The organism is Cytobacillus oceanisediminis, assembly GCF_007830235.1.
GTDB lineage: Bacteria > Bacillota > Bacilli > Bacillales > Cytobacillaceae > Cytobacillus > Cytobacillus oceanisediminis.
The window spans coordinates 1-13,354 of sequence record NZ_VLKI01000034.1 but is presented as its reverse complement, the minus strand read 5'-3'; the positions used below and the strand labels follow the sequence as shown (position 1 = coordinate 13,354).

Below are 13,354 nucleotides of genomic sequence, written 5' to 3'. Positions count from 1 at the left end.
CAAGCTTGTTCCTGCGAGGTGACCTCGAAGGAGGTTTCCTTTGTGTTTAGGGGCGAAAAGCATAAGACGAGCTGTCGGAAAGGTTGCTTTTCACCTTTTTGATGATTGGGTTATGACCTCGAGCTCCCAGAAGATTGAGCTCTAACAGCAAGGAGACCTTAATCAGGCTCCTGTGTACTATAGCTGACATTTTAACGGAGGTGGGCGTAATGAAGATTTTAGTCATTGGAAGAGGCGGCCGCGAGCATGCTATTTGCTGGAAGATGTACCAAAGCGAGAAGGTGGAACAGGTCTTTGTCGCGCCGGGAAACCCGGGCATGGAAGATGTTGCAGAGTTAATAAACATTCAGGAAAACGATAATGAAAAACTAGTACAGTTTGCCCTTGATAATCAAATTGAATTAACGGTAATCGGTCCCGAGGTGCCGCTTCTCGAAGGGCTGGCTGACCGGTTTGAGGAAGCTGGGTTAACGGTGTTTGGCCCGAAAAAGGCAGCCGCTGAAATCGAAGGCAGCAAATCCTTTGCGAAGGAAGTAATGCAAAAATATGATATCCCTACAGCTGAATATGCTGTCTTTAGCGAATATGAAGAAGCGAAAGCTTATATAGAAGGAAAAGGCGCGCCGATTGTTTTAAAAGCAGACGGCCTTGCTGCCGGCAAAGGCGTTATTGTGGCAATGACCATGGACGAAGCCCTAGCAGGCATTGAGGAGCTGCTTTTAAATAAAAAGTTCGGTAAAGCTTCTGCAACAGTTGTAATTGAAGAGTTCCTTGAGGGTGAAGAATTTTCTTTAATGGCTTTTGTAAACGGGGAAAATGTGATTCCTCTTGAAATTGCCCAAGACCATAAGCGTGCTTTTGATGGAGACCAAGGCCCTAATACAGGCGGAATGGGTGCCTATTCACCTGTTCCTCATATCGGAGTAGAGACAGTTAAAAATGCTGTGGAAAAGGTATTGAAGCCAGCCGCAAAAGCGATGGTCCAGGAAGGGCGAAGCTTTAGCGGTATCTTGTATGCGGGTTTGATTAAAACAGAAGCAGGGCCTAAAGTGATCGAATTTAATGCACGTTTCGGAGATCCCGAAACACAGGTGATTTTGCCGCGCATGAAATCGGATTTGCCGGAGGTTATGCTGGCTGTCCTTAAGGGAGAAGAACCTGAAATCGAATGGGATGACCAAGCAATGGTCGGAGTCGTTGCTGCTTCTAAGGGCTACCCCGAAGCATATCAAAAAGGCGCAGTCCTGAATGGGCTTCAGGAAATGAGCGGGGGTACGGCGGTATTCCATGCCGGTACTGATAAAAACAGCTCAGGAGAGTTTGTAACGAACGGCGGCCGTGTGCTTCTTGCAGGTGCTAAAGCGGCAACCCTTAAGGATGCGCAGGAAAAAGTGTATCGTGAACTTGAAAAGCTTAAGTGTGACGGTATCTTTTATCGAAAAGATATTGCCAATAAAGCTATCTCGCACGTCCTTTCTTAGTTCTGCGGATATACACATACAGAAGCGCCACGATGCTTCCAATCAGTGCTATTAATACAAATGACATATCCATCACGTATTCCCAAAACATAATGTCAGCTCCTTTTTAAGTTTATTTAGATAACGGATTTTATATGGGCACGGCCCATTGGAATTCAACTCATAGGCCCCCAATGGAGGGGGCTTTTTCTTTTTATGACGGATTATACGGCAGCATTTCTTCAACCGGCTCATCGTTTTCACGATTTCCGCCTTGATGTCTCATGTCCTGTACCATATCCTGGCCTCTTTCAAAAAGTGCAGTTAGTGGACAAAAGCGGACAATTCCTTCTGCGACTTTCATGCCGCCCAGCATGGCCATCATTAAATAGGAATCGCGCCACGGCCTTTTGACAAGCTTGGATGTACTCCAAGCTAAAACAGTAAAACCGACTGTAATACGTATTAAGGCATTTACGATGCCGATATTGGGTTTGACATTCATAATGGCCACCTCTTTCACAAAATTTTTACAATCTTTTACTCGTTCTTTAATGCGTTAAACAGTGAAATATGTTACTATAGAAAAACAAGCGAATGAAAGGGCTTTCTTTATTGTCCTGAAGCCATTTTTTATTGTTTACTTTCATCATAAAAAATCGTTCTTTTTCATATAAAGAGATAATTAAAAAGGGAGGGAGTATGGTGCTGGAACAGCGTTACCGTTGGAAAAACAAGCACTTGCGTGAACATGTTTCCGTATTGGACGGAAAACTGTCACCGACGATACTACTTAAAAACGCACGTTATCTAAATCAGGCATTCCGTAAATGGATAACGGCTAATATTTGGATTTATGGCGACCGCATTGTCTATGTTGGCGCAAAACTGCCGGAAAAATTGGAACAATGTGAAGTCGTTGATTGTACTGGGATGACGCTGGTTCCAGGGTATATTGAGCCGCATGCCCACCCATTTCAATTATATAATCCCCATTCCTTTGCGAGCTATGCATCACAGTTTGGCACAACGACTTTGATCAATGACAATATGGTACTGGCTTTGCAGCAGGATAAAAAGAAAGCGTTTTCTTTCCTGAAGGAAATGAGGAATATCCCAGCGACAATGTACTGGTGGTGCCGGTTTGATGCTCAAACAGAAATACAGCATGAAGAAACAACCTTTTCGCACGGAAACATCAAATCGTGGCTTGAGCATGATGCAGTTCTCCAGGGTGGCGAGCTCACAGGCTGGCCTAAGCTTCTGGACGGCGATGATATGATGCTCCACTGGATTCAAGAAACAAAACGGATGAGAAAGAAAATCGAAGGCCACTTTCCGGGGGCATCCGAAAAAACACTTTCAAAGCTCATGCTGCTTGGGGCGGATTGCGACCATGAGTCCATGACAGGCAAGGACGTTTATAACCGCCTTTTACAGGGATATACCGTCTCCCTCAGGTATTCGTCCATTCGTCCGGACTTGCCGGTCTTATTGGATGAAATGCATGAGTTGGGAATCGACCATTATGATCAGATTATTTTTACGACAGACGGATCCTTCTCCTCTTTTTATGAACAGGGAATTATTGACCATATGATCCGTATAGCGATTGAAAAAGGCGTGCCTGCAATTGACGCTTATAATATGGCCACCATCAATGTAGCACGCCACTATGGAATCGATTATCTGCATGGAAATATCGCAACAGGAAGGGTCGCTAATATCAATTTCCTTTCAAGTGAAGGTGAGCCAACACCTGTTTCCGTTCTCGCAAAAGGGGAATGGGTGAAAAAAGACGGTGTGAATCTGGATGCCTATGAATCGGTTCCGTGGGATGAATTTGGTTTTGAACCGATGAATATCGATTGGGATTTGACTGCTGATGATATGCAGTTTTCCATGCCGTTCGGGATAAAGATGGAGAATGCGGTTATTACAAAACCTTATTCCATCGCGATTGATGTATCATCTGAAGAGCTTGAAAGAGACCATGATGAGTGCTTCTTCATGCTTGTTGATCGCGAAGGCCACTGGCGCATCAATACGGTCTTAAAAGGTTTTGCAAACAGCCTTGATGGGATGGCGAGTTCTTTTTCCAACACTGGCGATATTATCTTAATCGGGAAGAGCAAGGACGAGATGCTGAATGCTTTTAATCGGCTTAAAGAAATTGGCGGAGGCATTGTTATTTCTGAAGGAGGAAAAATTGTTCAGGAGATGGAGCTCCGTTTAAAAGGTATTATGTCCGATAAAAAGGTTGAGGAATTAATGGAGGAAGAGAAACAGCTTGTCCATTACCTGCGGGATAAAGGATACAGGCATGAAGATCCAATGTATACTTTGCTCTTTTTCTCTTCTACACATCTGCCTTATATCCGGATTACCCAGCAGGGAATGTATGACGTCATGAATAAAACGGTACTCTTTCCAACGATAATGCGTTAAAATGTAAAAGAGATGCAATACTAGAAATAAAAGAACTACTCAGAGGAAGCTAACATAGAAAAAAACTGCATCGAAGCAAAAAAGGGATATACAGGGGTGCAAAAATGCTAAAAAGATGGATAGCTGTTTCAGCAGCCGCAATGCTTTTGGTTTCAGGATGCAGCAGCAAAGATAAAGCAGAAAAGCCTGCAAAGCAGGAGACGGAAAAAGCAGAAGAAGCAACAAAAGGGGTTAGCGAGGAAAAAGAGCTTCCATTCCATTTTCCGCTTACTGGAGCCGGATCGGATTCGGAGGTGGATGGAAGAGCTGTTGCGGTGATGGTTAACAATCACCCAAAAGCCCGTCCGCAATCAGGCCTTGATAAAGCGGATATCGTCTATGAATTGCTGGCAGAAGGAGATGTGACCCGTTTCCTAGCCATTTTTCAGAGTGAAAGGCCTGAAGAAATAGGACCGGTAAGAAGTGCCAGGGACTACTATATTGAGCTTGCAAAAGGCTATGACAGCCTGTATATTGCTCATGGATACAGCCCGGAAGCGAAAGCGCTGCTCGATCAGGGCTATGTTGATAGTCTTAACGGGATACAGTATGACGGCATTTTATTTAAACGGGAAAGCTTCCGGAAGGCTCCGCATAACTCATATATTTCGTTCGGGAATGTGCTGAAAGGCGCGGATCAGAATCATTACTCGATGGAAAACGCACCTGCTTCTCTTGCCTTCCTGTCAAAAGACGAGGCAAAAGCAATTGAGGGAAAAGCTGCCGATTCCGTGATGGTATCTTACTTAAACAATGAATTATTCAATGTAATTTATGAGTACGATGAGGGGCTGGAAAAGTATAAAAGGTATTCGAATGGAGAACTTACAGCCGATTATCATTCTGGAGAGCCTGTATTGCTGGATAATATTTTCATCGCAGAAGCCGAACATAAAGTAGTTGACACTGCTGGCCGCCGTGATATTAACTTAACTTCTGGAGGCAGAGGCTATCTCCTTCAAAAAGGGAAAATGACGGAAGTTGAGTGGGCAAATTTGGATGGCAGGATTCTTCCTGTCCTAAATGGCAAACAAGCCGGCCTGGTACCGGGCAAGACTTGGATTAATATTGTTCCTTCAAGTCCGGGCATTGAGCAAACGGTTTCCCTGGAATCCAAGCAATAGCAATCAGAAAACTATTATCTAATAAAGGGGTATGCAATATATGCAAATTGATAAGCTAAGAGGAAAAGAACTGGACCAATTATTTAAGTCGGTTTTGTCTTTGAAAGATCTGGAGGAGTGCTACCGCTTCTTCGACGACTTATGCACAGTTAACGAAATTCAGTCATTGGCGCAGCGCCTGGAAGTAGCACGCATGCTTCGCGAAGGGAAAACCTATCATAAAATTGAAACAGATACAGGTGCCAGCACGGCAACAATTTCACGTGTTAAACGCTGTCTGAATTATGGAAATGATGCTTATGAAATGGCACTGGAGCGAATTAAAGAAGAAGAAGCTGAAAAAGCGTAAATAATTATTTTTTCATAAACCGATGGGGTGTTCCCGCGGTTTTTTTCTTTGTCTTGGCGAGGGGATTTCTATTAATTTTTTCCACCTTATAGCCACTTCCCGCTTTTCTTTTTTATCTAGCTTCATCGCCTAGCCCCTCGAGGTCGCTTCATCTTCTGGCCTTCCAGCGCTTGTCGGACTTGCACAGGACGTGCTGACGTCAACGTTCGCCACAGGACGTGGCGGCTTTTAGTTGACGTTCATCCCTCCAAATGGTGCTTCCGCTTTTATTTTTTATTCTCTTTCCTAAATGATATAATGGTGAAATGGAATGATAGAATGGAGGCAATTTTGCATGTATGATGTTCGCGAATGGAGCCATGTGTTTAAGCTCGATCCGGATAAATATATATCAGATGAAGATCTGGAGATGATTTGTGAATCAGGAACGGATGGGATCATTGTAGGCGGAACCGACGGTGTGACGCTTGAAAAAGTGCTCGATTTAATGGCCCGAATCCGCAGATATACAGTGCCATGCGTGCTGGAGGTTTCCACGATTGATTCGATTACGCCTGGATTTGATCTTTATTTTATTCCGACTGTATTAAATAGCCAGGATGTAAAGTGGATTACAGGGCTTCATCACGAAGCCGTTAAAGAATACGGAGATATCATGAATTGGGAAGAAATTCTCGTCCAGGGCTATTGCATATTAAATGAGGAATGCAAAGCCGCTCAAGTTACCAACTCCCGTACGGATTTGTCATTGGATGAGGTAAGGGCCTTTGCGATGATGGCCGAGAAGATGTTCCGGCTGCCTATCTTTTATTTGGAATACAGCGGCAAGTACGGTGATGCTGCTGTAGTCTCCGAAGTGAAAGAAACGCTTGAGGAAACCGTATTATTTTACGGAGGCGGGATTGAGAATTCAGAGCAAGCAAAAGAAATGGCTGAGCATGCAGATGTGATTGTGGTCGGCAATATTATTTACAAGGATTTGCAGACGGCGCTAAAAACGGTAAAGGCGGCACGTATGTAATTCAGTTGATAGAGATCCTTAAACAGGATAGAATAGAAAATAAGAACATACGTTTCTACGGTGGTGAAGAGAAGAAATGCAATTTTTAACGGATAAATTATTAAATGGATTAAATCCGCAGCAGCAAAATGCGGTAAAAACAACGGACGGACCTCTCTTGATTATGGCCGGAGCGGGGAGCGGCAAGACAAGAGTGCTAACACACAGGATTGCCTATCTGATGGTGGAAAAGGGCATCAACCCTTATAACATTTTGGCAATCACGTTTACAAACAAAGCAGCACGTGAGATGCGTGATCGTATCCATAATATGATGGGCGGAGCGGCAGACGAAATTTGGATTTCAACATTCCACTCCATGTGTGTGCGGATTCTAAGAAGAGATATTGACCGGATTGGCTATAACCGCAATTTTACCATTTTGGACTCTACTGACCAGCAATCGGTCATTAAATCCATCCTTAAGGATAAAAACCTGGATCCGAAGAAGTTTGACCCGCGCGCAATCCTTGGATCAATCAGCTCGGCAAAAAATGAATTGATCACTCCTGAAGAATATGCAAAAACGGCAGGGGACTATATCCAGCAGGTTGCCAGTGATGTCTATACAGAGTACCAAAAGAGATTGCGCCGCAACCAGGCGCTTGATTTTGATGATTTAATCATGATTACGATCCAGCTGTTCCAGCGTGTTCCGGAAGTGCTTGAATATTATCAGCGAAAATTCCAATACATTCACGTGGATGAGTACCAGGATACAAACAGAGCGCAATATATGCTTGTGAAGCTTTTAGCGAGCCGATTTAGAAACCTTTGTGTTGTCGGTGACTCAGACCAGTCCATTTACAAATGGCGCGGCGCGGATATTGCCAACATCCTTTCCTTTGAAAAGGATTACCCAAACGCACAGACCATTTTGCTTGAACAAAATTACCGTTCAACCAAAAGAATTCTTCTTGCTGCGAATGAAGTTATTAGCAAGAACTTGAACCGAAAGCCGAAAAACCTTTGGACGGAAAATGCAGAAGGAAACAAGATCCATTATTACAGAGCGGATAGCGAGCAGGGGGAAGCGCAGTTTGTTGCAGGTAAAATTAAAGAATATGTTAACAGCGGCAAGCGCAGCTATTCAGATATCGCGATTTTGTACCGGACGAATGCACAATCCCGTGTAATGGAGGAAGTGCTGCTAAAGTCGAATATTGAGTACTCCATTGTCGGCGGCATTAAGTTCTACGACCGTAAAGAAATTAAGGATATTCTTGCTTATCTGCGCTTAATTGCAAATCCGGATGATGATATCAGCCTGCAGCGTGTAATCAACGTGCCTAAACGCGGAATTGGCTCAGGTTCCGTTGATAAAATTGCCAACTTTGCGCAGCTCCACGAAATGAGCATGTTTGAGGCGCTTGAATCAATTGAACTGATCGGATTAAGCCCGAAAATTACAAAGGGGGCTACCCAGTTCAGGGATTTGGTTAAAAACTATACACAAATGCAGGAATACTTATCAGTCACAGAGTTAGTGGAAGAGCTTTTAGAAAAATCGGGTTACCGCGATATGCTCATTGCCGAGAAATCCATCGAAGCTCAAAGCCGCCTGGAAAACATTGATGAATTCCTGTCTGTTACGAAAAACTTTGAAGATGCAAGCGAAGATAAATCGCTAATTGCCTTCTTAACGGATTTGGCTCTTGTAGCTGATATTGATAAATTGGATGATGACGGCGAAAAGGCAGAATCTGTTGTTCTTATGACTCTTCACTCCGCTAAAGGGCTGGAGTTCCCTGTTGTATTCTTAATGGGGCTTGAGGAAGGCGTATTCCCTCACAGCCGTTCGCTTATGGAAGAAGCGGAAATGGAGGAAGAGCGCAGGCTAGCTTATGTGGGAATCACGAGGGCAGAGGAAGAGCTTTTCATAACAAATGCCCAAATGCGTACCCTTTTTGGGCGTACCAATATGAATCCTCCATCCCGTTTTATTAAAGAAATTCCGGCTGACTTGCTTGATGGCCTGGAGCCGGCAAAGAAACCTTCCCCATTCGGTTCATCGGCGTTTGGAGCACCGGGTGCATCCAGACAAGCCCAGCCGCAAAGAAAAGCGGTAATGCGTCCGTCCACCTCGAATACGGGCGGAGATGAAATTGACTGGAAGGTGGGCGATAAAGCCCAGCACGGCAAGTGGGGAACAGGTACGGTGGTCAGCGTAAAAGGTGCTGGAGAAGGTACAGAGCTGGATATTGCGTTCCCAAAACCTGTGGGCATCAAACGCCTCCTTGCCAAGTTTGCACCGATTACAAAGGCGTAAACAAACTGCTTTTGTTCCAAAGGCTATGTTAATGCTCATTGTTGATTCTGGCACTCTTTTTAATTGGAGCGGAAGGCGGAGAAAGCGAGTCAAAGGGAGATCCTCAGGTGCGTCATGTGCTGAGGAAGCTTCCGGACCGCCCACGGTTCGCTGAGCTTCTTGAGCGGAAATCAACATACAAGTTTAACGGAGCTATTCTAAAACTAACAGATCCAGACCCGGTGGCTGCGTCTGCCAGGTCTGCTCTTTTTGGAAAGGGTTGGATATATGGACCTTCAAACAGCAGAAAAAAAGGTGAAAGATCTGCACAACCTGCTGAATCAATACAATTATGAGTATCACGTTCTTGATCAGCCATCAGTACCCGATGCTGAATATGACCGGCTTATGAGAGATCTGATTGAGCTGGAGGATCAGTTTCCCGAGCTGAAGACAGAAGATTCCCCTACACAAAGGGTTGGGGGAGAAATCCTCGCTATGTTCGAAAAAGTAGAGCATCAGTCTCAGATGCTAAGCTTGGGAAATGCCTTTAATGATCAGGATTTAAGGGATTTCGACCGCCGTGTCCGCCAGGCTGCTGGGGAGGATGTTACTTACGTATGCGAGTTGAAAATAGATGGGCTTGCTGTCTCCCTTCGCTATGAAGACGGTCTATTTGTACTAGGAGCGACACGAGGAGATGGTTCAATTGGTGAAAATATCACCGCCAATCTGAAGACGATCCGTTCGATTCCCCTTCGTTTGAAGGATGGAGTCACCATGGAAGTACGTGGTGAAGCCTTCATGCCCAGGCGTTCTTTTGAAGCTTTAAATAAAGCAAAAGAAGAGAATGGTGAAGAGCCTTTTGCGAATCCGAGGAATGCTGCCGCAGGTTCTTTGAGGCAGCTAGATCCGCGCCTTGCTGCCAAACGAAACCTGGATATTTTTGTATACGGGATTGCGGATACCGGCGATACCGGAATTGTTTCCCATGGTGAGGGCCTGAATTATCTTGATAGCCTTGGTTTTAAAACCAATAAAGAACGCAAAAAGTGTGCAAATATCGATGAGGTCATAGAATATGTCCAAGGGTGGACAGAAAAACGCCCGAATCTGGCTTATGATATTGACGGAATTGTTATAAAGGTAGACTCCTTGGAACAGCAGGAGCAGCTCGGCACAACTGCGAAAAGTCCACGCTGGGCCATTGCCTATAAATTCCCTGCTGAAGAGGTTGTGACGACCTTAAGGGATATTGAACTGAGTGTAGGCAGAACAGGAGTGGTTACTCCAACTGCTATCCTCGATCCTGTCCGTGTAGCTGGCACTACTGTACAGAGGGCTTCTCTTCATAATGAAGATTTAATTCGCGAAAAGGATATTAAGATTGGAGACCAGGTTGTCGTCAAAAAGGCAGGAGATATTATCCCTGAAGTCGTAAATGTACTTGCTGACCGGAGAACCGGCGAGGAGCAGGATTTTAATATGCCGACACATTGCCCTGAGTGTGAGAGCGAGCTTGTCCGTCTCGATGGGGAAGTGGCATTGCGCTGCATAAATCCAAAATGTCCTGCGCAAATCCGTGAGGGGCTTATCCACTTTGTTTCCCGTAATGCGATGAATATCGACGGACTTGGCGAAAAGGTTATTAGCCAGCTTTTCGCAGAAAATCTGATCAAAGATGTGGCAGATATCTATAAATTGACCTATGAGCAACTGATTCAACTGGAACGCATGGGTGAAAAATCGGTTGCTAATCTTCTGCAGGCAATCCAAAACTCCAAGCAAAACTCACTGGAAAAACTGTTATTTGGCTTAGGAATCCGTCATGTCGGAGCAAAGGCAGCCAAAACGATTGCCCAGGAGTTTGGCAAAATCGAGACGCTTGAAAAAGCTTCCCGCGAAGATTTAACCGCAATCAATGAAATTGGTGAAAAGATGGCTGATTCCGTTGTAACCTATTTTGAACAGGAAGAAGCCCACGAGCTGCTAGGTGAGTTAAAAGCTGCCGGGGTTAACATGGAATATAAAGGACCGAAGCCAGTTTCAGTGGAAAACTCGGATAGCTTTTTTGCAGGAAAGACAGTTGTGCTAACTGGAAAACTCGAAATCATGGGCCGAAATGAAGCAAAAGAAAAAATTGAAGCGCTTGGCGGAAAAGTATCCGGAAGCGTCAGCAAGAAAACAGATGTTGTGATCGCTGGGGAAGATGCGGGTTCCAAGCTAACCAAAGCCCAGGAGCTGGGAGTAGAAGTTTGGAACGAGGAGAGACTGGTTGAAGAATTAAATAAGTAAGAGGGTGGAAACGCCGTGAAAAAAATCATGATGTTTGCCTTATCCCTTTCACTTCTGCTTGCTGGCTGTGCGCCTAATTTCAATAAGCAGGAGGAAGTCGTTCAGGAAGATAAGAACGAAGAAGATAAGGCGATCATTCCAAATTATAAAATTTCAGACAAATATTATCGTACGCTGCTGCCATTTGAACCAAGTGAATCTAGAGGCCTTGTTGTCAATAATATTAGTACAAAATATGATATTAATGAATTTGAAACAGGGCTTATGCGGGTTGCTCAAAATACATTTGACCCGGATAATTACTTATTCCAGGAAGGCCAGTACCTAAAAAGAGATACAGTCCGAGCCTGGCTGAACCGCAAGTTTACAGAAGCACAGCTAAAAGAGCGGAAGTTAAAGGAAGAAGAGAATATTGGCCTGAATCCAATAATTGCAGATGGCGGAAATATTGATAAGAACAATGAAAAAAGCCCAATCTATCTGGCCCATATCCTTGAACATAACTATCTTGTGAAAAATGACGACGGAAAAGTCGGGCTTGGCGGAATCGTAATCGGCCTTGCCATGAATTCTGTCCATTATTATCAGAAAGAGCAGTATGGCGCAACATATGAAACAAAGATAAAACATGAAGTTCTTGAAAGAGAAGGCAAAAAGATGGCAGAAGAAGTGCTGCAGCGAGTACGGCAGATTAAAGAGTTAAAAGATGTGCCAGTTACCATTGCTTTGTTTGAACAGGAAGCAAGAACTTCAGTTGTGCCAGGCAGCTTCTTTGCATATGCTAATGCGCCAAAAGGCAGCAGCAAGCTTGGCGGATGGGAAGACATCAATGAAAAATATGTCCTTTATCCATCAAACGAGGCTGAGAAAAATCACCGTGATGATTTGACTGCATTTCTTAATTTTAAGCAGGATGTAGAAACATACTTCCCGAATTTCAACGGCGTCATCGGGAAAGCTTTTTATGCCCAGGATCAATTGCAGGAAGTAAATATTGATATTCCAATTCAGTTCTACGGAAAGGCAGAAGGGATTGGCTTCACGCAATATGTAACCGGGCTTGTCGTCAAACACTTCCCTGAATATATTTCAGTTCAGGTGAACATCTCGTCCGTTAATGGCCCTGAGGCGCTTGTCGTACGTAAAGCAGACCAAAGTGAGCCATTTGTCCATATTTATCAATAAAGCCAGCAGAGACCCAGGAGTGCAAAGATGCGTTTCCTGGGTTTTTTGTTGGGAGAAGAGGTTGGTTCTCGGAAGTTTTATGCCGACAATAACAGAAGGTAAGAGAGAAGGAAGGTCGCCATAAGATGTTCATGTCACGATAACGGAAGGCAAGAGAGGAAAAAGGTCGTCATAAGAAGTAGTACATATCGCGATGATGGGAAGGGGACCAATGCAAATACAGTTTAAAGACAAATCCAAAGAGGGCTAAAATAAGGAGCATTAAATCCCAAAACAGGACCTGACAACATTATATAACAGCTTAAACCAGCTCCTCACCAAAGCAGTCCCAATCCCTTATCCTGCTTTATAAAAACTGGCAATCGGCCATAAGGATGTTAATATATAACATCTGCGGAGAATGTTTGAAGATAATGTTATTTTCATGTTAATATAATGGATGGATGTAAACGTTTTAAGAGAGTAGCAGAGAGTGTACCCGCATCAGCAAAAATCAGGGCTGCGCTGCTAGGATCTGGCGTTTGTATATTTGTACACAGGAGGCGGTAAAAATGGTACAACCTTATAAGCATGAGCCATTCACGAATTTTAAAGAAGATGATAATCGTGAAGCGTATTTAAAGGGTTTGCAGACAGTAGAAAGCTATTTGGGCCAGGATTATGATCTGTTAATTGGCGGAGAGCGCGTTTCTACTGAAGATAAAATCGTATCAATCAATCCTTCTAATAAAGAAGAAATAGTTGGCCGTGTTTCAAAGGCAAACCGCGAGCATGCTGAGAAAGCGATGCAGGCTGCTGTTGAAGCATTCAAAACGTGGAGAAAAGTAAAGCCGGAAACACGCGCAGATGTGTTGTTTAAAGCTGCTGCGATTATCCGCCGCCGCAAGCATGAGTTTTCTGCCCTTTTAGCAAAGGAAGCAGGAAAGCCTTGGAATGAGGCTGATGCTGATACTGCAGAAGCCATTGACTTCCTTGAGTACTATGCACGCCAAGTCTTAAGAATTAAAGACGGTGTTCCAGTCAACAGCCGTCCGAATGAATATAACCGTTATGACTACATTCCACTGGGAGTAGGCATCATTATCTCTCCTTGGAACTTCCCGCTAGCGATCATGGCTGGAACAACCGTTGCAGCGATCGTGGCAG

General features: G+C 44.2%; 11 protein-coding genes. 9 read left to right on the top strand and 2 right to left on the bottom strand.

Features of this window, described 5'->3' with window-relative positions:
* The first annotated feature begins 209 nt into the window (after nt 1-209).
* Nucleotides 210-1,481 carry a phosphoribosylamine--glycine ligase gene (gene purD, locus IQ19_RS26590; RefSeq protein WP_144546656.1) on the top strand — a complete coding sequence of 424 codons (1,272 nt, stop codon included), beginning with the start codon at nt 210-212 and terminating at the stop codon, nt 1,479-1,481.
* Here purD and IQ19_RS29190 read toward each other — a convergent pair.
* Nucleotides 1,459-1,572 (bottom strand): EYxxD motif small membrane protein, encoded by a 114-nt coding sequence (locus tag IQ19_RS29190; RefSeq protein ID WP_338422709.1) that lies wholly within the window; start codon nt 1,570-1,572, stop codon nt 1,459-1,461. The two genes, purD and IQ19_RS29190, sit on opposite strands and share 23 nt — an antisense overlap.
* 102 nt (nt 1,573-1,674) lie before the next feature.
* On the bottom strand, nt 1,675-1,965 hold the full coding sequence (locus IQ19_RS26585) for a YgaP family membrane protein (protein WP_144546654.1): 291 nt from the start codon (nt 1,963-1,965) through the stop codon (nt 1,675-1,677).
* A gap of 200 nt (nt 1,966-2,165) precedes the next feature.
* Between IQ19_RS26585 and IQ19_RS26580 the strand changes: the two genes are divergently transcribed.
* The 8 genes from IQ19_RS26580 to IQ19_RS26545 form a co-directional block, all read left to right on the top strand.
* A complete protein-coding gene (locus IQ19_RS26580; RefSeq protein ID WP_199749563.1) occupies nt 2,166-3,908 on the top strand; it encodes an adenine deaminase C-terminal domain-containing protein in 1,743 nt (580 codons plus the stop codon).
* Between the two features lie 104 nt (nt 3,909-4,012).
* On the top strand, nt 4,013-5,071 hold the full coding sequence (locus tag IQ19_RS26575) for a DUF3048 domain-containing protein (protein WP_144546650.1): 1,059 nt from the start codon (nt 4,013-4,015) through the stop codon (nt 5,069-5,071).
* Between the two features lie 40 nt (nt 5,072-5,111).
* Nucleotides 5,112-5,420 carry a YerC/YecD family TrpR-related protein gene (locus IQ19_RS26570; protein WP_035333268.1) on the top strand — a complete coding sequence of 103 codons (309 nt, stop codon included), beginning with the start codon at nt 5,112-5,114 and terminating at the stop codon, nt 5,418-5,420.
* Between the two features lie 334 nt (nt 5,421-5,754).
* Nucleotides 5,755-6,441 (top strand): heptaprenylglyceryl phosphate synthase, encoded by a 687-nt coding sequence (pcrB, locus tag IQ19_RS26565; RefSeq protein WP_144546648.1) that lies wholly within the window; start codon nt 5,755-5,757, stop codon nt 6,439-6,441.
* Between the two features lie 76 nt (nt 6,442-6,517).
* Complete coding sequence (pcrA, locus tag IQ19_RS26560; protein WP_144546645.1) at nt 6,518-8,749, top strand: DNA helicase PcrA; 2,232 nt, start codon at nt 6,518-6,520, stop codon at nt 8,747-8,749.
* 267 nt (nt 8,750-9,016) lie between these two features.
* A complete protein-coding gene (gene ligA / locus IQ19_RS26555) occupies nt 9,017-11,023 on the top strand; it encodes an NAD-dependent DNA ligase LigA (protein ID WP_144546643.1) in 2,007 nt (668 codons plus the stop codon).
* A gap of 15 nt (nt 11,024-11,038) precedes the next feature.
* Nucleotides 11,039-12,208, top strand: a complete 1,170-nt coding sequence (locus tag IQ19_RS26550; RefSeq protein ID WP_144546641.1) for a CamS family sex pheromone protein — start codon at nt 11,039-11,041, stop codon at nt 12,206-12,208.
* 551 nt (nt 12,209-12,759) lie between these two features.
* Nucleotides 12,760-13,354: aldehyde dehydrogenase family protein (locus tag IQ19_RS26545; RefSeq protein WP_144546639.1), on the top strand; the 595-nt coding region annotated here is incomplete at its 3' end.